The following is an 18,958-nucleotide window of genomic DNA, read 5'->3' on the forward strand; positions in this document are numbered from 1 at the left end:
CGGGCGCTGTCGCGGCCGGTCGCGTACGGCGGGGTCGCGCGCGGTCAGGACGCGGGGGCGCGGGCCTCGTCCACCAGCAGCACCGGGATGTCGTCGCGGACCGGGTAGGCGTAGCCGCAGTCGCCGCCGCACACCAGTTCGGCGGCCTTCTCGTCGGGACGCAGCGGGCCCTTGCAGTTGGGGCAGGCCAGGATCTCCAGCAGCCAGTCGTCGAGCTTCACGGTCAGTTCCCCCTCACGATCGCCAGCACCTCGTCGCGGATCTCGGCCATGGTCCGCTCGTCGGACGCCTCGGCGTTCAGGCGCAGCAGCGGCTCGGTGTTGGACGGCCGCAGGTTGAACCACCAGTCGCCGGTGCCGACGGTGAGGCCGTCCAGCTCGTCGATGGTGACGCCGGGCCGCCCCTCGAACGCCGCGCGGACCCGGGCGGTGGCCGCGGCCTGGTCGGCCACCTCGCTGTTGATCTCGCCGGACGACGGGTAGCGGCCGTACTCGGCCAGCAGCTGCGACAGCGTCCGGTCCGACCGGCCGAGGGCGGCCAGCACGTGCAGCGCGGCCAGCATCCCCGAGTCGGCGAACCAGAAATCGCGGAAGTAGTAGTGCGCCGAGTGCTCCCCGCCGAACACCGCGCCGGTCTCGGCCATCGTCTGCTTGATGAACGAGTGGCCGACCCGGGTGCGCACCGGGGTGCCGCCGTGCTCGGCGACGATCTCCGGCACGGCCCTGGAGGTGATCAGGTTGTGCACGATGGACGCGCCGGGGTGCTTGGCCAGCTCCCGCACGGCCACCAGCGCGGTGATCGCCGACGGCGAGACGATCTCGCCGCGCTCGTCCACCGCGAAGCACCGGTCGGCGTCGCCGTCGAAGGCCAGCCCGATGTCGGCGCCGGTCTGGCGGACCTTGGCCTGCAGGTCGCGCAGGTTCTCCGGCTCGATGGGGTTGGCCTCGTGGTTGGGGAACGTGCCGTCCAGCTCGAAGTACAGCGGCACCAGCTCGAACGGCAGGCCCTCGAACACCACCGGGACGGTGTGCCCGCCCATGCCGTTGCCCGCGTCCACCACGACCTTGAGCGGCCGGACGCCCGACAGGTCCACCAGCGTCTTCAGGTGCTCGGCGTACCCCTTGAGCAGGTCGCGCGAGGAGACGGTGCCGCGCGGCCCGTCATAGGCGGGGACGCCCTTCTCGACCAGTTCGCGGATCTCGGTGAGCCCGGTGTCGCGGCCGACCGGCTTGGCGCCCGCCCGGCACAGCTTCAGCCCGTTGTACTTGGCGGGGTTGTGGCTGGCGGTGAACATCGCGCCGGGCAGGTCGAGGCTGCCGCTGGCGTAGTAGAGCATGTCGGTCGAGCCCAGCCCCGCCTCGATGACGTCGGCGCCCTGGGCGGTGGCGCCGCGCGCGAACGCCTCGGCGAGCGGCACCGAGGAGGCCCGCATGTCGTGCGCGGTGACCACGGCGTCGGCGCCCGTCACCCGCACGAAGGCCGCCCCCACCGCCTCGGCGGTCTCGGCGTCGAGCTCCTCCGGTACGACGCCCCGGATGTCGTACGCCTTGAAGATCTTGTCGAGATCGCCCACTCCTGCTCCCTGTCCGAATCGCTGTGCTCGCCCCTGCGGGGGGACGATCCCTGGCTTTCGGCGCCAGGCCACGAGCCTACCGGGCGGGACCGCACCGCCCCCCGGCGCTCGCCCCGCCGCATACCCGGAACGCGCCGATCAGCCGCCGACCAGGACGAACGACACACCCGGGGGCGGCACGACAGGGACGGGGGTCAGTCCTGCCCCGTCTTCTGGCGGGGCTCGGAGGGTTCGGAACGCAGCACCCGCAGATGCCCCCGGCGGCCGATCTCGGTACCCTGCCCGACAGGTTCGTGTCGCGTTCCCGGCACGGGCTTGGCGGCCTCGCGCACGGCGTCGGCCAGGGCCTCCAGGTCGTCGGCGCTGGGCTCGGTCTGCTCCTCCACCGGGAGCCGTACCAGTTCCCAGCCCATGGGGGCGGTGAGCCGCTCGGAGTGCTCTGCGCACAGGTCGTAGCAGTGCGGCTCCGCGTACGTCGCGAGCGGCCCCAGGACCGCGGTGGAGTCGCGGTAGACGTACGTGAGCGTGAAAACTGCGGGCGCCTTGCAGGCGGTGCGGGAGCAGATGCGGACGGGGCTCACGATGGCCGACCGTACCCCGCTCCCGCCGACTCCGCCACCACCCGGGGGTACGTGTCGCCACTACCGGCCTAATTACGCGAGAACAACTACATTCCGTGCACCGGCCGGTGCGATGAGCATCACACCGCGGCGGCGGTCAGCGGTGCGCGGACGGCGGCGAACCGGCGGTGCCGAGCCAGCGCGCGATGGCCGCTCCCCGGGTCCGCACGCCCATCTTCGCGAAGATCCGGTTGACGTGGTTCTTGACGGTGTTCTCCGACACGACCAGCGCCAGGGCGATCTCCCGGTTGGCGTGGCCGCGTGCGATCAGCTCCATGACCTGGGCCTCGCGCGGCGACAGGCCCAGCGCGTGCCGGTCGGGGGCCGGTTCGGCAGCCGCGCCGCCGGTCGCGCGGCGCAGCGCCTCCACCACGGCCTTGCTCGCCGCCGGGGACAGCGGGCTGGCCCGTCCCGCGACCGTGTCGTGGACCGCGGCCACCAGCTCCTCCGCGGCGAACGAGCCGTGCACCAGGTAGCCGGACGCGCCGTCGCGGATCGCCGTGCCGATCACCTCCGTGTCGGTGTCGTAGGACAGCATGAGCACCTTGGCCAGGGCGCTGAGCGGGGCGACGGCGGCCAGCCCGTCGACGCCGGGCATGCGCACGTCCAGCAGGACGATGTCGGGACGCAGCCGCCTGGCCTCCTCCAGCGCGTGGTCCCCGTCCACGGCCTCGCCGACGACGTGCACGTCCCCCGCCTCCAGCAGGGCGACGAGCCCGGCCCGCACGACGGGGTTGTCGTCCACCACCAGTGCGCGTACACGGCGGACGCCTGCACCGCTCACTGCCGCTCCCGAACGGGCGAGGGCCCCGCGGCCACGGCGAGGTCGTCCGCCGCCGTCCAGGACGTCCAGGCGTCGGGGTCGGCGGAGCCGTACGGCCAGGGAAGCGTCATCGTGACGGTGGTCCCCTCGCCGGGGGCGGAGTCCACGGTGAGCGCGCCGCCGACCCGGCGGGCGCGCTCGGCCATGCCGACGAGCCCGTAGTGCCCTTCGCGCGCCAGCAGGTGCACGGCGCCGTCGGGCGGGGGCGCGAAGCCCGCCCCGTCGTCGCGCACCGTCAGCTCCAGGCGTCCGGCGGCGCACCGCAGCCGCACCTCCACGCGGTCGGCGCAGGCGTGCCGTTCGACGTTGGTGAGGGCCTCCTTGAGCACCGCGACGACCTCGTGGCGCACCACGGTGGGGGCGTCCATCGCCCCGGCCGCCTCGGCCAGGTCGGTGCGCGCGGCGACCCGGCTGGAGCGGCTCCACTCCACGGCGACCCGCCGCACGGCCAGCGGCAGCGGCAGCCCGTACGCCTCCTCCCGCAGGTCGGCGATCAGCCCGCGGGCCTCGCGCGTGGCGGTCTCCAGCGCGGACACCAGGTGGCGGGCGTCGCGTTCGGCGCGGTCGGGGGACTTGCGGATCCACACCGGCAGCGCCGCCGCCGACATGACCATGCCCTGCAGGGTCTTGGCGAGCGAGTCGTGCATCTCCCGGGCCAGCCGGGTGCGCTCGGCCGCCGCGGCCACCGCCGTCTCGATGCGGCGCCTCTCCTCCTCGGCCGCCGCGTACTGGGCGAGCAGGCGGCGCAGCATGGCCCCGGCGCAGGCGGTCAGCGGGTAGAAGGCGGGCAGGCCGAGCAGCGTGCCCGTCCCGTGCGCGGGCTCGGACGCCATGGCCAGCAGGCACAGCACGACCTGCACGGCGCACACCGGAAGGGCCCGCCGCCACGGGTACAGCACGCCCGCGATGCCCGAGGTCATGACGGTCAGCGGGAAGAACTCCCCGTAGACGCCGCCCTCGGCGAGCACCCAGTACGCCGGAAGGCCGTCCAGGCAGCACAGCACGGGCCGGCGCCGCAGCCAGGGCAGGACGGTGCGCCAGGCGGCCGCCGCGAGCGCGGTTTCGGCGGCCAGCGCGGCCACGGCGAGCGCGAACCCCGGGTCCAGGCGGGAGGCGGGCATGAGCACCAGCGCCATCGCCAGCAACAGGCCCCGGAACAACATGAGCAGCTGGAAGGTCATCCCCAGCCGCGACCAGGCGGGTCCCCGCACCATCGGCCACGTGGGTCTGTGTGCCACGCTCAGTAACTCTAACCACTGCATTCGCAGCAGAGGTACATGAAGCGCCCGATATCCCGCGGTCGCGTCCGCGGCCCCTCCGGAGGGCCGCCGCCGGGGGCGTGCGGCCCTGCTCGCACAGGGCGGGAGGGCGTCGCGGGCTGAGGGGTAGTCTTGGTGACGTGCGATCCCGTGTGGCAGGCGTACGGCGCCGCGACCGGCACGGTCGCGGCCTCCGCGGCCCTCTGGCGCCCCCTCAGGCGCCCCTGTCCCGTACCCGCGCCGAACGCTTCGACGACCTCGTCGCCGACGAGGTGCGCCGTCTCGGGCAGCGCTGGGGGCGCGAACTGGCCCGGGTGGAGTTCGCCGTCGAAGAGGTCCCCGAGCTCGAACCGTGGTTCGACGGCCCGGTGCCGCTCGCCCAGACCCGCCCCGGCGCGGCGGGGCGCCCCGTGCGCATCGTGGTGTTCCGGCGGCCCGTGGAGGCCCGGGGCAGCGGCGAACGCGAGCTGGCGCAGATCGTCCGGGACGCCCTCGTCGAGGAGGTGGCCGACCTCCTCGGGCTCTCCCCCGAGTCGGTGGACCCCAGCTACGACTCCCCCGACGACTGACCGGTCTTTTCCAGGTCCGGCCTAGGGGATCAGGGCGCGCTGGGAGTCCGCGGCGGGGGGCATCCGCATGGTCGTCCAGGCGGGCTCGACCGGCAGGACGGTGAGCAGGGCGTCGTCCTTCTTGCCCGTGGCGAGGACCCGGGCCGCGTAGACGGGGCCGGAACCCGAGCTCGGCGCGAGCAGCACCCCGAACCCGTCCTCGGCGCCCTTGGGCGCGGTGAGCTTCGCCTCGGCTGTCCCTCCGGCCGGAACCTTCACCTCCCGCGCGCTGCCGGGGCCCGCCGGACCGACGGGGGTGACGCGCACGGTGGCCGCGGCGCCGGGGGCGGTGAGGATCAGCGAGGCGTCGAACCGGTTCTCGGCCACCACACCGCCGTCCGCACCCAGGGGTGCCACCGCCGCCCCATAGGCCACGTCGGCGCCGCGCTCGGCCGCGAACCCGGCGACGATGGGCTTGTCGGACTCCAGCCGTACGGCGGCGGCCTTCCCCGACAGAGCGCGGTCGAGGTCCAGGGCCGTGACCGTCTCGGCGGGGGCGTCGAGCACGTCCTGCCCCTGGGGGGCGAACGATCCCTTGGCGGTGACCACTCGCACCCGTATGCGGGCGTCCTCCTCCCCTGGAACGGCCACCAGAAGCTGCCTGCGCCCACTCCCGCCGGGCACCCCCGGCACGACCAGCGACGTGGCGGGCTGCTGCGCCTGCGGGAGCCACTCGATGCCCTTGCCCTTGTCGATCCGCACCCGCACGGCCGCCGCGACCCGCCCGGTGGCGGCGCGCACCCGCAGGGAGAGGTCCCGGGCCGAGGCGACCACGTCCCCCAGCCCGTCCCCCGGGTCGCCTATGCGCACGACCTTGGTGCTGTAGGGCTCGACGGGGACGCCCCTGCCGTCGGTGGTGTCGAGCGGCCCTTCCCCGGACAGCGCGGTGACGTCCACGGAGGCGGGCTGGGCGTCCACGTTGGTGAGGTACAGCTCGATGCGTTCGGCTGCCACGGGGCCCGGCCCCACGAACCACAGGTCCGTGCCGGGCCGTGCGCATCGCATGCCCGCCAGGCCGCGGTCGGCGCCCCGCGGCCAATGCGTGGTGCGCTCCGCCTCGAGCCCGGGCGCCAGCGCCCCCGAGGCCCGCACCGTGTACGACTTCTGGTCGCTCTTGAGGCCGTCCTTCATCCAGAACGCCCCGGGCGACTGCGACGAGACGACCGCGCTGCCGTCCTGCGTCTCCACCACGTCCACGCGCCCGGCCGACCGGGTACGGGACGCCGACAGAAGGCTCAACCGGCCGCTCTCCCCGGCCGGGCACACCGCCACGGCGGACGTGACGGGCGCGGAGACCGCCTTGGCCGCCCCGGCCGTCCCTTCGGGCCGCGACAGCGACGCCAGCCCGTACAGGGCCACCAGCGCCAGCGCCACGAGCACGGCCGTCGCGTACCGGAACCCGAGGAACCGCAGAACCCTGTCCATGTTCACCGCCGCTCCTCCGCCACATCCGCACCCCGCTCACCGGCACCCGCCCTCCCGGCGGAAGCATCTGCGGCACGCCAGGCGAAGGTCCTGCGAAGGGAAAAGTGCTCGCAGAACGAGAACGTCTTGGCAGCACGGGCGAACACCCTGCCGCGCCCGGCGGTCACCAGAACCGAGGCCACACTCACCGCCGCTCCTCCGCAACATCCGCACGCCGCTCACCGGCGCCCGCCTTTCCGGGCGAGGCGCCTTCGGCACGCCGGGCGAAGGTCCTGCGGAGAGGGAAACGCTCAGCGAACGAGGCCGCCTTGGCGGCGCGGGCAAAGACCCCGCCGCGCCCCGCGGTCACCTCGTCATGCGGGCCGGTGACCTGCGGGGAGGTCGGGTCGGCTGGGGCGGTCGCGTGATGTGAGGGGAGGGCCTGCGTGGCGGCCGTGTCCGTGCGGGGCTCATCGTCGCGTGTCGGGTGTTCGTCGGGTGCGGCCGTCTGCGGCTGGTGGGCGGGGTTGGGTGTTGTGGTCTCAGTGTGGTGTCCCGGGGGGCTTGTGGGCGTGGGAAGCCCGTACGGGGGTGTCTGGGAGGACGGGCCCTTGGGGGCGAGGGGGTAGGGCTCGTTGGTGGTCTCGCCGTCCGGGGTGGCGGCGCGGTCTTTCTCTGAGCGGTCGTCTGCGGGGGTGGTGTCGGGGTCCGCGGAGACGGGGCGGCGGGGGCGGCGGCGGTACACGGGGGCGGGCGCCTCGGGGGTGCCGGGGAGGGCGAGAGCGGCCACCACCAGGACGGCGACGGCCTGGAGGGCGACCCAGGTGTGGCGCAGCGTCATGCTGCGGGAGAGGTCGAACGTCCCGCCGGAGGCGGGGATGTCGTAGCCCTGCGCCCAGCCGTCCACGGTCTTGCCCTTGAGGTCGCGTCCGTCGAGGGTGGCGCGCCAGCCGCCGTCGGCGGGTTCGGCCAGCAGGAGGGTCCGGGTGCCGTTGCCCGGGGGGATGCGGACGTGGGCGTCGGTGCGCCCGGCGGGCAGCGGGGTGACGTTCCGGCCGTCCAGGAGCATCAGGCGGCCGGCCGGCGGCTGCAGCCGCCAGACCCCGTAGGCGCCGGTGCGGTTGAGGCGGGTCAGCTCGGGGTTGGCGTCCAGGACCGGCGTGAGGGCGTCGCGGGCGGGGCGCGGCACCAGGACGTACTGGATGCCCATGCGGGTCAGCTTGGAGCCGTCGCCCACACGTCCCGCGGCCAGTGCGGCCACCACGTCCCGCAGGTGGTCGGGGCCGGGCGTCTCGTTCTCGCCCAGGCTCGGCTCGGTGCCGCGCAGGACGGTGTAGGAGACGCGCCCGTCGCGTTCACGGTGCAGCACCAGAGTGCGCGGGCCCGTCGGGGCGTCGACGAACAGCGGAACCGTGCGGGGGACGCGGCCGACGGGCCCCTCGGCGCCCTGCAGAACCCAGTGCCCTGCGGCGAGGAGGGGTGTCGCCACGGCGGCGACCCCGATGAGGCCGCCGACGGCGGTGGCGACGAGGTGGCCGCCGAAGACCTCCGCGGCGCGCCGCACGGCGACCGTGGCCGCGAGCAGGATTCCGGCGGCGGCGAAGGTCAGCGCCACGCCGGGCCAGGCGGGCGCATGGTCGGCTCCCTTGGTGACGGTGACGGCGCTGACGAGGATCGCGGTGAGCAGCCCGAAGATGCCCAGCGCCCAGCCCGCCGCGACGAGGGTGCGGCGCCCCCGCAGCAGGAGGGCGCACAGCGCGACCGCCACGAGGCCGTACATGGTCCAACGGGCGGGGGCGCCCGGGCCGCCGGGGTTCAGCGTCAGCAGGTCGTGGGCGGTCGGCAGGGGCCGTGCCGCGTTGTGCAGGCCCGCCTCCAGCAGGAACCGCGACGGGTGCAGCAGGAGGCCGACCGTCCACGGCAGGAGCAGCAGCGGCGGCACGCCCAGGGCGATGGCCAGGCGGGTGCGTACGCGGGGGCCGCCGAGCAGCACCCACGACAGCGCCCCGGCGGCCAGGGCCAGCAGCCACGTCAGCGGTACGAACGCCATCGCGACCGTCAGCAGGAACGCCACCGCCCAGGCGGCGCGGTCGGCGCGGCGCGCGTCGACCGCTCCCCGCGGCAGGCCGTAGAGGCGCATGGCCTGGACGGCGATGAGGGGCAGCAGCACGATGACGACGGACGTGCCGAACCGTCCGTTGGAGACCGCCCCGGTCGCCGATGGCAGCAGCGCGTAGGAGGCGGCGAACCACACCCGGACGGCTGCACCGGGCACGCGTCGTCCGCGCGCCCTGCGGCCTATACGCGGCAGCTGCGTCATCAGGGTGCGCGAGGCGTGGTAGGCCGTCAGCCCCGCCAACGGCACGCTCGCCAGAAGAAGCAGGGCCATCGCCAGCCAGGGCTTGCCGAACAGCACCGTGGACAACGCCGCCAGCACCGCCACGTACGGGGGGCTTCCTGCATCGGAGCCCAGCCCCACGGGATGCCAGCCGGACACGTACTGCGCCCACAGGTCGCCGGCTCCCCCCGAGGCGGGCACGAGCGCGCCCCCGCCGAGACGCCCGCCGGCGGTGAGCAGTGAGCGTTCCGCGGCCAGGGACACGGCGGTGAGGGCGAGCACGAGCATGACGCCGGGGCGGGTCAGCACGCGCCGCACGCGCCCGGGGCCCTCGGGGGCCGGTGCCTCGTCCTCGTCGTCGCGCCCGGACAGGCGGTTGAGGACGTGCTCGTAGAGGCGGCGGAGCGCGACACGGCGGGGCATGAGGCGTCGGACGCTGCGGTAGACGTGCCTGCGCCCTTCGGCCCGCGCCTTGCGCGCCCTGCGGAGCCGCCGCGGCGCGCGCAGCACGTCGGCCGGCGCCGCCAGCTCGTCGCGTGCGTCCTGCGGCCGTTTGAGGATCGTCAGGTACAGCGCCCGCACCAGGGCGACGAGGAGGTTGCGCACGAGAATGCGCGCCGCGGCCCCCAGGGGCGCGTTCGCCAGGAGGGTGTAGAGGGCGTTGCGGCGGTCGCGGCGGCGCCGGGACTCGGCGAACATGCCGATGTCGCGCAGCCCCCTGTGGGAGGCCTGCGCGTGGTAGACGACGGCGTCGCTGACGACGAGGACGCGGTGCCCGGCGGCGTGCACGCGCCAGCAGAAGTCGATGTCGTCGCGGAACAGCCCGAAGTCGGCGTCGAAGCCGCCGAGCCGGTCCCACACGTCGCGGCGCACCAGCATCCCGGCGCTGCCGACGGCCAGCACGTCGCGGACGCCGTCGCGCTGCCCCTGGTCCAGTTCGTGCCGGTCCAGGCCGGTCTCGCGGCGGCCCGCGCCGTCCATGGACACGCCGAGCTCCAGCAGCATGCGGCGGTCGTACCAGTCGCGGGCCTTGACGCCGAGCACCGCGGCGCGGGGGTCGGCGTCGGCGGCGCGCAGCAGCAGCGCAAGCGCGTCGGGTGCGGGGGCGGAGTCGTCGTGCAGCAGCCACACCCATTCGGTGCGGGGCTCGCCGGGCCGGTCGTCGGGGACGGCGAGGGTCGCGGCGGGGTGCCGCAGGGCCTCGGCGACGGCGCGGCCGTAACCGGTGTCGCGGGGCAGGGTCAGCACGTTGCCGGTGCCGGCGACCTCGGCCAGCACGGCCGGGCCGCGGTCGCGGCTCCCGGTGTCCACGGCGACGAGGCGTTGCACCGGCCGCGTCTGTGTCAGCAGCGCCTTCAGCGTCTCGGGGAGCCAGCGCGCGCCGTCGTGGGCGACGAGGACCGCCGTGACGATGTGGCGATCGACAGTGGGCGACAAGGGTCCGCTCGATCTGTGGGTCGACAGTCAGCAGCCGTGCCGGCCGGGGGCCGACACGGCTGACAACTGTACGCGCGCCCTAGCGGATGCGTCCCAGATCTCCCCGGATCGGCGGCGCCGCGAATTGCGCGGCGCCGCCTTCGGCCGTCCCCGGCTCCGGGGTTCCGGGGAGGGGTCTTCGTCAGACGGCCTGTCGCTTCAGCTTGCGGCGCTCCCGTTCCGACAGTCCCCCCCAAATACCGAAACGTTCGTCATGCTGCAGCGCGTACTCCAGGCACTCGGCCCGGACCTCGCATGCGCGGCACACCTTCTTGGCTTCGCGAGTGGAGCCGCCCTTCTCCGGAAAAAATGCCTCCGGGTCCGTCTGCGCGCACAGTGCGCGCTCCTGCCAGCCCAACTCTTCGCCCTCTGTGCCGTGCGCCAGCGGGATGACCACCTCGCTCACAGCGCACCTCCTAGCCCGTGGAGCCCCCCTGGTCACTGCCTTCCCTCGAGCTCCATCCCCCGAGAAGGCATAGAACTACACCCACGAAATTACACGCGTGTAGCGCCCGGTCCGTCAAGCGGAACCAGTTTCCGAGGGGACAAAGAGGGTTTTTTGGGTATCGCCGCGATCGGCTTTGGCACGGAGATCAGATAAACGCGCCGTAGGTCACTGTGAGGGGCGGTTGTCGCGGTACCAGTCGCCGCCCTCATCGGACCGTTGCTCGCCCGGCTGCGAACCCTGCTGGGAACCATAGCCGGGTTGAGCGGGCGGCTTGCCCTCTTGGCTCGAACCGCCGCCGTATGCGCGCGTCCACTCGCCGACTTCGTCGCTGTCGGAGTCCTGCTGCCGGGCGCCGCCGCTCTGGCCGTACGGCTGCTGGCCGGGCTGGGCCTGCCCGAACTGCCCCTGCCCGAATTGCGCCTGGCCGGGCTGGGGCTGCCCCGGCTGGGCCGGCGGCTGGCCGGGCGCACCGGGCTGCCCCGGCGCCTGCTGCTGGAAGCCCTGGGGCTGCCCGTACTGCTGCGGGTAGCCCGGCTGCTGGTAGGGCTGCTGCTGGTACGGCTGGGCGAACGGCTGCGGCTGACCAGGCTGCCCCGGCTGCCCGGGCGGGACCTGCTGCCCCTGCTGGTAGCCGAAGTCGGGGTAGCCCTGGGGCACCTGCGCCACGCCCTGGGGACGGACGGGCTGCATGCCCTGGAACACCGTCAGGACGAACCAGCCGCCCGCGCCGACGACCGCGAGCTTGGCCGCGCAGTAGAGGAAGACGGCCAGCTTGGAGCCCGCGCCCGCGTAATGGGAGTCCACGAACAGCGAGCCCAGCAGCGCGATCACGCCGAAGAGGGCGACGCCGCCGAGCACGCCCAGCGCGCCCATGGTGATGGTGCGGGCCTGCGGGGAGGGCGCCGGGCCCCAGGTCGTCAGCACGACCGCCAGGACGGCCAGCGCCACCACCGTCACGTGGGTGAAGAAGCCGTCGCCGGCCTCGGCGTACGCCCGGTACTTGAAGCCGTCACCCCCGCCGATGAACAACATGATGATGCCCGCGAGCAATTGCAGTCCGGCGGCGGCGACCAAAATCCAGGCGGCCGGTTCACGCAGACGTCGGACGGCTTCGGTGTTCACCACGACCTCTCCAGACGTACGCAATGGGTTGTTCCGCAAAGCTTTGCACATCGCGTGCCCCGCCGTCTCATCCCGAAACCGCCCCGCCCTGCGGGCCGGACCGCCTCCGCAGCCGCCTAGGCTGGGCGCATGAAGATCGTGGCGCTGGCGGGCGGCATCGGCGGGGCCCGCTTCCTGCGCGGGCTGCGGCTGGCGGCCCCGGATGCGGAGATCACCGTCATCGGCAACACCGGTGACGACATATCGCTCTTCGGGCTACGGGTCTGTCCCGACCTGGACACGGTGATGTACACCCTCGGCGGCGGCATCAACGAGGAGCAGGGCTGGGGCCGCGCCGACGAGAGCTTCACCGTCAAGGAGGAGCTGGCCGCCTACGGGGTGGGGCCGAGCTGGTTCGGCCTGGGCGACCGCGACTTCGCCACCCACATCGTGCGCACCCAGATGCTCGCCGCGGGCTACCCGCTGTCGGCGGTCACCGAGGCCCTGTGCGACCGGTGGAAGCCGGGCGTGCGGCTGATCCCGATGACCGACGACCAGGTCGAGACCCACGTCGTCATCGAGGACGACAAGGGGCGGCGCGCGATCCACTTCCAGGAGTGGTGGGTGCGGCTGCGGGCGTCCGTCCCGGCCCGGTCGATCGCGGCGGTGGGCGCGGACGACGCCAAGCCCGCCCCCGGCGTTCTGGACGCGATCCAGGAGGCCGACGTGGTGCTGTTCCCGCCGTCCAACCCGGTGGTGAGCATCGGGACGATCCTGTCGGTCCCCGGCATCCGCGACGCGGTGGCGGCCCGCACCGTCGTCGGCGTGTCGCCGATCATCGGCGGGGCGCCGGTGCGGGGCATGGCCGACGCCTGCCTGACCGCGATCGGGGTGGAGACCTCGGCCGCGGCGGTGGCCGCCCACTACGGCCCGGACCTGCTGGACGGCTGGCTGGTGGACGAGACCGACGCCGGCGTGCAGGTGCCCGGCATCGCCGTGCGGTCCCGGCCGCTGCTGATGACCGACGAACGCGCCGCCGCCGACATCGCCGGCGCCGCCCTCGACCTGGCCCGCGAACTGACGAAGGACGCCGCATGAAGCTGGAGGTTTTCGGCATCCCCGGCCTGCCGGAGGTCACCGAGGGCACCGACATCGCGGCCCTGCTGCCCGCGGACGCCCTCGCCGACGGCGACATCGTCGTCGTCACATCCAAGATCGTCAGCAAGGCCGAGGGACGGGTGCTGGTCGCCGCCGACCGGGAGAAGGCGATCGACGCCGAGACGGTCCGCGTGGTCGCCCGGCGCCGCCACGCGCGCGGCGAGACCCGCATCGTCGAGACCCGTCAGGGGCTGGTGCTCGCCGCCGCCGGGGTGGACGCGTCCAACACCGCCCCCGGCACGGTGCTGCTGCTTCCGGAGGACCCGGACGCCTCCGCGCGCCGCATCCGCGCCGGCCTCCGGGAGCGCACGGGGCTGAACGTGGCCGTCCTGGTGTCCGACACGTTCGGGCGTCCGTGGCGCAACGGCCTGACCGACGTGGCGATCGGCGCGGCCGGCCTGGCGCCCCTGCACGACCTGCGCGGCCGCGACGACGCGTACGGCAACCGCCTGGACGCGACGATCACCGCCGTCGCCGACGAGCTGGCGTCCGCGGCCGAACTGGTCAAGGGCAAGCTCGACGGTGTGCCGGTCGCCGTCGTCCGGGGCCTGGCCTCGCTGGTCACCGAGGACGACGGGCCGGGCGCCCGGGCGCTGGTGCGTCGCGCCTCGGAGGACATGTTCCGGTACGGCTCCGCCGACGTCCTCCACGCCCGGCGCACCATCCGCGAGTTCACCTCCGACCCGGTGGACCCGGCCGCCGTGCGCCGGGCGGTCGCCGCCGCGATCACCGCGCCCGCGCCGCACCACACCACGCCGTGGCGGTTCGTCCTGCTGGAGTCGCCCGAGTCGCGGGTGCGCCTGCTGGACGCCATGCGCGACGCCTGGGAGGCGGACCTGCGCCGCGACGGCTTCTCCGACGAGTCGATCGCCAAGCGCCTGCGCCGGGGCGACGTGCTGCGCCGCGCCCCCTACCTGGTGGTGCCGTGCCTGGTGATGGACGGCTCGCACGACTACCCCGACGAGCGCCGCTCCCAGGCGGAACGCGAGATGTTCGTCGTCGCCGCGGGCGCCGGGGTGCAGAACCTCCTCGTCGCGCTGGCGGTGGAGGGGTTGGGCTCCTGCTGGGTGTCCAGCACGATGTTCTGCCGCGACGTCGTCCGCAAGACCCTGGACCTGCCCGCCGACTGGGACCCGATGGGCGCCGTGGGCATCGGCCGCGCCGCCGCCCCGCCCCGCGAACGGCCGCCCCGCTCCCCCGACGCGTTCATCGAGGTCCGCTGACTCCCACAAGGGCGTTGACGCTGCATCGGGCGGTGCGTCAGCCTACTGTCTGCTGATCAATCCCTGTTGTGGGGAGGCAGGGCTCGGTGAGCGCACCACCCGGCTGGTACCCGGATCCGCAGTTGATGGGGCGCGAAAGGTACTGGGACGGCCAGAGCTGGACGGACAAGTCGCGCCCGTGGACCGGCAAGGCCGGCGTCATGACCGAGCACGTGGCGCCCCCGGCCCCCCGCCGTCCCGCCCGCAAGACGCTGACCCGGTCCCGGGGGTCCGGGAGCGCCTCGGGGCGCGGGAGCCTGCCGGAGAAGGGGCTCAGCGCGCGTCCCCGGCCGAAGGCGCCCGTCGCGGAGGGCCCGCACCGTCCGGGGGTGTGGCCGATGACGGTGAGTTTGGCCACGACCGTGGTGGCCCTTGCGGGGGAGGCCGCGATCGTGGGCCCGCTCACCTACGCGGCGTACCTGGCCCGGCCGCCGTGGGGCGCGGCGGTGCCGTTCGCCGCCTGGTGCGGGCTCGCGCTGCTGACGTTCCTTCCGGCGGCCCGGTCGTGGACCGCCCGGACCCGCGGCTGCCGCGAACCGACCGGCTCCGAGCGCTCCGGCCTGCGGCGGCCGTGGCGCAGCCTGCTGGACCGCGCCGGGCTCCCCGACGAGCGGTACCGGCTCATGGTCACCGATTCGGACGACCTGAACGCGTGCACGTCGGTTCGGGGGATCGTGGCGGTCACCACGCACGCCGCGTCACTGCCCGCACCGCACCTGGAGGCGGTTCTCGCCCACGAACTGGGGCACCAGCGCGGCCTGCAGGCGCTGCCCGTGTTCGTCGCGACCCACCTCACGGTGCCGAGCCGGATCCTGTGCTGGGTGCTGCGGACCGTGTGGTCGCCGGTCGTCCCCATGTGGAAACGCGCCGTCGCGTGGCAGCGCCCGATCGGCTTCGTCCTGGTCTTCCTGCTGGTCGCCGTCGCCGCGTCCGTCACCCTGCTCGCGGCGCTCCCGACCGCCCTCGCCTACGCCGCGGCGGCCCTGCACCGGCTCGCGAAAACCTCCACGGACCACGACGCGGACGCGTACGCCGTCCACCTGGGGTTGGGCCCCGACCTGCTCACCGCAGTGGAAACCCACCTCGAAAAAGCCGCCTCCGAGGGCGAGTTCCCCCTCCCCCTGACCCGACGCGCCCACCACCTCCGCGACACCCTACCCCCGGCCTGACCACCACCGCAGGGCGACGCCGAGATATCAGCCGCGTGGAACAGCGTCACCGAAGATCAAGGGTCCCGGCTTTGATCGCCCCGAAGAACACCCTCAACTCCCGACGCCGGAAAGTCAGCACCGGCCCGGAGGGATCCTTGGAATCACGCACCGCGACGCCCGGCTGCACGCGAGCAACCTCGACGCACTCAACCCCTGCGCCCTGGCTGTACGAAGACTTCCGCCACGTGATCATTTCCAGCATTCGAGGCCGCCTTCCAGATCGAACGTGCCCAGGCGGACCGCCTCGGCGAACCTGACGAACTCTGAGCAACCGAACGTCAGCACCGGGCCCGACGGGTCCTTGGAGTCACGGACAGCGACGCCTCGCCGCACGCGAGCAACCTCGACACAGTCCTCACCGCTCCCCGTGCTCCGACTGGCCTTACGCCACCTACCAGCCGACAAGGAAACAGGCGCGACCTCAACAAATTCGCACCCGGTGCCCTGACTACACGCAGTCTTCGGCCACGAGATGTCGTGCATCCTCGGAGGCTATCTCTCCAGATCGAACGTGCCTCGACGGATAGCCTCGGCGAGCCTGACGAACTCCGACCGACCGAACATCAGCACCGGGCCCGACGGGTCCTTGGAGTCACGGACAGCGACGCCCGCCGACCGCAGATCAGCCACCTCGACGCACGCATTTCCACTACCACTGTGACTGCTTTTCCGCCACATGGAGACCCCTGAATTGACATCGGAACCGAACATAACTTGAGCAACCTCTCTAATCTTCGGCGGCGGCATCGATCAACACTATGGACTCTTCAGGACTGAGCGCCACATCGCAAAGCTGTTTAAAAGCGGTGGTACAGCGGTCGACCTCTGCCGGGCTTTCTAGGTAAACATCACCGTAGATTCCCTCGGTGTAGGCTACGTCCGGATCTGCTTCTTCGGGGAAGCTCAACACGATGAACGGCCCCTCCAGACCAGGATGCGTACCCGCCGAGAACGGGAGCACCTGGAGGGTGACGTTAGGACGCCTGCCCTCTTTGGAGAGATACCGCAACTGATCCTTCATCAGATCCCAGCCACCGATCGGCCGCCGCAGGATCGCTTCGTCGAGGACGACGTGTAGCCGTGGGGCATTCGGCTCCCTACGAAGCACGGTCTGACGCGCCATCCTTGCCATGACTCGCCGACGGACATCGGACTCTTTGCTGTGCGGCCGTCCCGCCCTGATTACTTCACGAGCATAGTCCTGCGTCTGAAGCAAACCAGGTATGAACTGGGCCTCCCACTCGCAAATGAGTGATGCTTCATCCTCCAACGCCACGTAGCTGCCAGTGAAGACATCGGCATAGTGGGTCCACCAGCCGCGCTGTCCAGCCTCCCGAGCGAGCGCGAGTAGCGCCTCTCGCTCGGGACTCGAGATGCCATAGAGGTTGAGCATCACCTCGACGTCTCCTACGCCCGGCTTGGTCCGACCGTTCTCAATATGACTCACTTTGGGCTGACTCCAGCCCAGCCTGCTCGCCGCTTGTACGGCTGTGAGCCCTGCTCGCTGCCGCGCCTCCTTGAGACTCCTCGCCAACCTGCGAGCCCGCACCGAGGGTGCGTACGTGGGGGCTGACTTCGCTGCTGACATCGGACGAATCCTCCCGCTCTAGATCGACGCTGCGAACACAGATGGCCACATAAGGCCACGATGTTTGAATCATTCATGGTGCTCATGAATATTCATGGCTACCATGACTCCGTATCGAAGTCACTACAGAGCGTAGTGATCCTCGCCGCATGACGTGGCAACCCCACGGAGGCGACCCGATGATGAGCGGCAACCCCCTGAACCTTCCGCACGGCGGTGCGTGCGCCTGGCGGCTCTCGGCGGACGCCGGCTGCGCTGCCCAGGCCCGGTCGGCGCTGGGCTCGGTGATGCGGACGCTCCGGTTCCCGGCGGCCAGCATCGACGACGGGGCGCTGGCGGTGAGCGAGCTGGCCACCAACGCCCTTTGGCACGCGATCAGCCCCTACCGCGCCAACCGAAGCCCCGCCGGCCACCTCGTCGGCCCCGAACTGTGGGTCTGGGCCCGTACGGCGCCGCGGCCGGAGTTCGTCGCCGCCGTGTTCGATGCCGTCCCGGAGGTGACCCCGCAGGCGCGCCCCGAGGACGTGTCCAGCACGCACGGCAGGGGGCTCGGCATCGTCGAAGCCCTCACGGCGGCATGGGGCTGGCGGCGTACGCGGTCACGACTGGTCTCGCCGCCGATCTCCGGGAAGGCGGTGTGGTTCTCCCTGCCGCTGCCCTCCCCATGGCCGCGACCCCCTCACCGCATCCCACCGGCGGTTGCCGCCCAGCACCTGACAACGCATCTCTCCAGCCGCGGAATCACCGCCGCCCGGTGCAGTGACGTCACCGGTATCTCCGTCGTGAGCACCGCGGCCCTCAACATCTGGGTGTGTCACGAGGCGTTCTCGTGGACCGGCGGCGACGGCGTCCACCACCGCCATCCGCTCATCGACCTGCAGGAAACCGCCGAACACGTGCTGCACATCTTCGACCAGTCCCAAAGCCCGGACTCCACGTGAAGGAAGGGCCCACGGTGTCACAGCGGGACGACGAGCAGCCGCCCGAACTGCCGAAGGCCGGCGAAGCCGCGCGGCTGCCGGGTGTCACAACCTCAACCGCACTGTCCTAGGGTGTCCGGTGGATATCGGCGGCCGCGTGTCCGCCTCCAGCCGCCCCGCCGGTACCGCAATGTGGCCGAAAACCACCGACCGGCCCGATGCGAAGCGCGGCACCGCCACCCCGGCGCCGGGCCCGGCCACCGCAGCACCTCGGCCACCGCGCCGCTGCGAAGCCACCATGATCCACCGGACGCGCCCCAGGGCCTACCGCGGTCGGCTGTCGTTCGCTCGCTCCCCTGACGGCCAGATGCGTTTCCCCTCACCCTGTGAGAATGCAGTCCGTCCGCCTCTGGTACGCCAGGTGCTTCAGATGCCGGTTGAGGGCGGGTCGTACTGAAAGGCCGGGTCGGGTCCGCCGCGCGGCGTGCCGTCGTCGAGCGGCTTGACGTTCACCGGGGGCTCCCAGACGTGGGTCTGGAAGATCTTCCGCAGCTCGCCATCGACAATGGCCGACGCACCGGCGACCGCGATGCGCTCCAGCTCGTCGGCCGCGCCGCCCCGAGCCGCCTCGTCCTTGATCCGCCTCCGGGCGCGCACGCGCCGCCACTGCCACAGCCGTCCGAGTCGCGAGCTGGGAAGAAGACGGCGCTCGCGCAGGCCGTCGGCGACGTCGCGCACGGCGTTCGACTCGCCGACCATCGGTATGGTGCCGTCCGAGCACCCGCCCGACATCGGGAATCGCGTCAAGGACGGCCCACAGACCGCGTCATCGGCCTCCGCCCGCACCGTGTGGACGCGGTGCCGATCCGAGGTGATGCGCACACGGCCGTCCCGGCACAGCGCCACCAGCGCGACCATCGCCACACGCTCGCCCCCGCCGCACAGATAAGCCAGCTCGTAGCGATCGAGTCCCGCTTCCTGCACGGGACCACCTCCCGCATCCAGCCGACATATCGGTCATGTCGGGGACCGTCGACCCTGATGCGCCTGACAATCAGGCGCATTGTCGTCCACCTCAACCAGATGCACCAGCCGCCCCTTCCACGACGTGCGGCACGGGACCCGCGGGCCCGGGGGCGCCGTCCGGAAACGCCCCCGGGCCGGGCCGG

The 18,958-nt window shown here is 72.9% G+C and carries 19 protein-coding genes; 5 read left to right on the top strand and 14 right to left on the bottom strand.

Annotation, left to right across the window (positions count from 1 at the left end):
* Positions 1-44: 44 nt before the first annotated feature.
* The 5 genes from ABD879_RS02320 to ABD879_RS02340 form a co-directional block, all read right to left on the bottom strand.
* The gene (locus ABD879_RS02320) at positions 45-227 is read right to left on the bottom strand and encodes a Trm112 family protein (protein ID WP_345017082.1); all 183 of its coding nucleotides are present in this window, start codon (positions 225-227) and stop codon (positions 45-47) included.
* Positions 224-1,573: a phosphomannomutase/phosphoglucomutase gene (locus tag ABD879_RS02325; protein ID WP_345016909.1), complete on the bottom strand. Its 1,350-nt coding sequence runs from the start codon at positions 1,571-1,573 to the stop codon at positions 224-226. The genes ABD879_RS02320 and ABD879_RS02325 overlap by 4 nt, the downstream gene beginning before the upstream one ends.
* A gap of 194 nt (positions 1,574-1,767) precedes the next feature.
* Entirely contained in the window at positions 1,768-2,154 is a 387-nt protein-coding gene (locus ABD879_RS02330) for a DUF3499 domain-containing protein (protein ID WP_345016911.1), read from the bottom strand.
* Positions 2,155-2,290: 136 nt separating this feature from the next.
* Positions 2,291-2,977 carry a response regulator gene (locus ABD879_RS02335; RefSeq protein ID WP_345016913.1) on the bottom strand — a complete coding sequence of 229 codons (687 nt, stop codon included), beginning with the start codon at positions 2,975-2,977 and terminating at the stop codon, positions 2,291-2,293.
* On the bottom strand, positions 2,974-4,254 hold the full coding sequence (locus ABD879_RS02340; RefSeq protein ID WP_345016915.1) for a sensor histidine kinase: 1,281 nt from the start codon (positions 4,252-4,254) through the stop codon (positions 2,974-2,976). Before ABD879_RS02340 ends, ABD879_RS02335 begins: the two co-directional genes overlap by 4 nt.
* A gap of 161 nt (positions 4,255-4,415) precedes the next feature.
* Here ABD879_RS02340 and ABD879_RS02345 point away from each other — a divergent pair, with 161 nt between their 5' ends.
* Entirely contained in the window at positions 4,416-4,844 is a 429-nt protein-coding gene (locus ABD879_RS02345; RefSeq protein WP_345016917.1) for a metallopeptidase family protein, read from the top strand.
* A gap of 21 nt (positions 4,845-4,865) precedes the next feature.
* On the opposite strand, the gene ABD879_RS02350 is transcribed toward ABD879_RS02345, so the two are convergent.
* The 4 genes from ABD879_RS02350 to ABD879_RS02365 form a co-directional block, all read right to left on the bottom strand.
* On the bottom strand, positions 4,866-6,308 hold the full coding sequence (locus ABD879_RS02350) for a DUF5719 family protein (protein WP_345016919.1): 1,443 nt from the start codon (positions 6,306-6,308) through the stop codon (positions 4,866-4,868).
* A gap of 184 nt (positions 6,309-6,492) precedes the next feature.
* Positions 6,493-10,062, bottom strand: a complete 3,570-nt coding sequence (locus tag ABD879_RS02355) for a glycosyltransferase (RefSeq protein WP_345016921.1) — start codon at positions 10,060-10,062, stop codon at positions 6,493-6,495.
* Positions 10,063-10,243: 181 nt separating this feature from the next.
* Positions 10,244-10,507 (bottom strand): WhiB family transcriptional regulator, encoded by a 264-nt coding sequence (locus ABD879_RS02360; RefSeq protein WP_067907771.1) that lies wholly within the window; start codon positions 10,505-10,507, stop codon positions 10,244-10,246.
* 207 nt (positions 10,508-10,714) lie between these two features.
* Positions 10,715-11,674 (bottom strand): hypothetical protein, encoded by a 960-nt coding sequence (locus ABD879_RS02365; protein WP_345016922.1) that lies wholly within the window; start codon positions 11,672-11,674, stop codon positions 10,715-10,717.
* A 126-nt stretch (positions 11,675-11,800) separates the two neighbouring features.
* Between ABD879_RS02365 and cofD the strand changes: the two genes are divergently transcribed.
* The 3 genes from cofD (at position 11,801) to ABD879_RS02380 (ending at position 15,239) form a co-directional block, all read left to right on the top strand.
* Complete coding sequence (cofD, locus tag ABD879_RS02370; protein WP_345016923.1) at positions 11,801-12,748, top strand: 2-phospho-L-lactate transferase; 948 nt, start codon at positions 11,801-11,803, stop codon at positions 12,746-12,748.
* Positions 12,745-14,031 carry a coenzyme F420-0:L-glutamate ligase gene (locus ABD879_RS02375; protein WP_345016925.1) on the top strand — a complete coding sequence of 429 codons (1,287 nt, stop codon included), beginning with the start codon at positions 12,745-12,747 and terminating at the stop codon, positions 14,029-14,031. Before cofD ends, ABD879_RS02375 begins: the two co-directional genes overlap by 4 nt.
* Before the next feature lie 86 nt (positions 14,032-14,117).
* Positions 14,118-15,239: a DUF2510 domain-containing protein gene (locus tag ABD879_RS02380; RefSeq protein WP_345016927.1), complete on the top strand. Its 1,122-nt coding sequence runs from the start codon at positions 14,118-14,120 to the stop codon at positions 15,237-15,239.
* A gap of 46 nt (positions 15,240-15,285) precedes the next feature.
* Here the strand turns inward: ABD879_RS02380 and ABD879_RS02385 are convergent, their stop codons facing one another.
* From ABD879_RS02385 to ABD879_RS02400, 4 genes are read right to left on the bottom strand one after another with little or no spacing between them, the layout of a single operon-like run.
* The gene (locus ABD879_RS02385) at positions 15,286-15,483 is read right to left on the bottom strand and encodes a DUF397 domain-containing protein (protein ID WP_345016929.1); all 198 of its coding nucleotides are present in this window, start codon (positions 15,481-15,483) and stop codon (positions 15,286-15,288) included.
* Entirely contained in the window at positions 15,471-15,764 is a 294-nt protein-coding gene (locus ABD879_RS02390) for a DUF397 domain-containing protein (protein ID WP_345016931.1), read from the bottom strand. Before ABD879_RS02390 ends, ABD879_RS02385 begins: the two co-directional genes overlap by 13 nt.
* A 9-nt stretch (positions 15,765-15,773) precedes the next feature.
* Positions 15,774-16,028 carry a DUF397 domain-containing protein gene (locus ABD879_RS02395; RefSeq protein ID WP_345016933.1) on the bottom strand — a complete coding sequence of 85 codons (255 nt, stop codon included), beginning with the start codon at positions 16,026-16,028 and terminating at the stop codon, positions 15,774-15,776.
* A complete protein-coding gene (locus ABD879_RS02400) occupies positions 16,009-16,869 on the bottom strand; it encodes a helix-turn-helix domain-containing protein (protein WP_345016935.1) in 861 nt (286 codons plus the stop codon). The genes ABD879_RS02395 and ABD879_RS02400 overlap by 20 nt, the downstream gene beginning before the upstream one ends.
* A 149-nt stretch (positions 16,870-17,018) precedes the next feature.
* Between ABD879_RS02400 and ABD879_RS02405 the strand changes: the two genes are divergently transcribed.
* Positions 17,019-17,810: an ATP-binding protein gene (locus tag ABD879_RS02405; protein WP_345016937.1), complete on the top strand. Its 792-nt coding sequence runs from the start codon at positions 17,019-17,021 to the stop codon at positions 17,808-17,810.
* A gap of 405 nt (positions 17,811-18,215) precedes the next feature.
* Here ABD879_RS02405 and ABD879_RS02410 read toward each other — a convergent pair whose 3' ends face one another.
* Positions 18,216-18,773 (bottom strand): TIGR04222 domain-containing membrane protein, encoded by a 558-nt coding sequence (locus ABD879_RS02410; RefSeq protein WP_345016939.1) that lies wholly within the window; start codon positions 18,771-18,773, stop codon positions 18,216-18,218.
* Between the last annotated feature and the right edge of the window lie 185 nt (positions 18,774-18,958).

Origin of the sequence: Actinomadura keratinilytica (assembly GCF_039539665.1) — a bacterium.
Taxonomy (GTDB): domain Bacteria; phylum Actinomycetota; class Actinomycetes; order Streptosporangiales; family Streptosporangiaceae; genus Spirillospora; species Spirillospora keratinilytica.

Excerpts from the sequence above, each read along its gene's own strand:
- ABD879_RS02375 (WP_345016925.1), top strand. The coding sequence starts at position 12,745 with ATGAAGCTGGAGGTTTTCGGCATCCCCGGCCTGCCGGAGGTCACCGAG.
- cofD (WP_345016923.1), top strand. The coding sequence starts at position 11,801 with ATGAAGATCGTGGCGCTGGCGGGCGGCATCGGCGGGGCCCGCTTCCTG.
- ABD879_RS02400 (WP_345016935.1), bottom strand. The coding sequence starts at position 16,869 with ATGTCAGCAGCGAAGTCAGCCCCCACGTACGCACCCTCGGTGCGGGCT.
- ABD879_RS02405 (WP_345016937.1), top strand. The coding sequence starts at position 17,019 with ATGACGTGGCAACCCCACGGAGGCGACCCGATGATGAGCGGCAACCCC.
- ABD879_RS02385 (WP_345016929.1), bottom strand. The coding sequence starts at position 15,483 with ATGCTGGAAATGATCACGTGGCGGAAGTCTTCGTACAGCCAGGGCGCA.
- ABD879_RS02350 (WP_345016919.1), bottom strand. The coding sequence starts at position 6,308 with ATGGACAGGGTTCTGCGGTTCCTCGGGTTCCGGTACGCGACGGCCGTG.
- ABD879_RS02395 (WP_345016933.1), bottom strand. The coding sequence starts at position 16,028 with ATGCCGCCGCCGAAGATTAGAGAGGTTGCTCAAGTTATGTTCGGTTCC.
- ABD879_RS02390 (WP_345016931.1), bottom strand. The coding sequence starts at position 15,764 with ATGCACGACATCTCGTGGCCGAAGACTGCGTGTAGTCAGGGCACCGGG.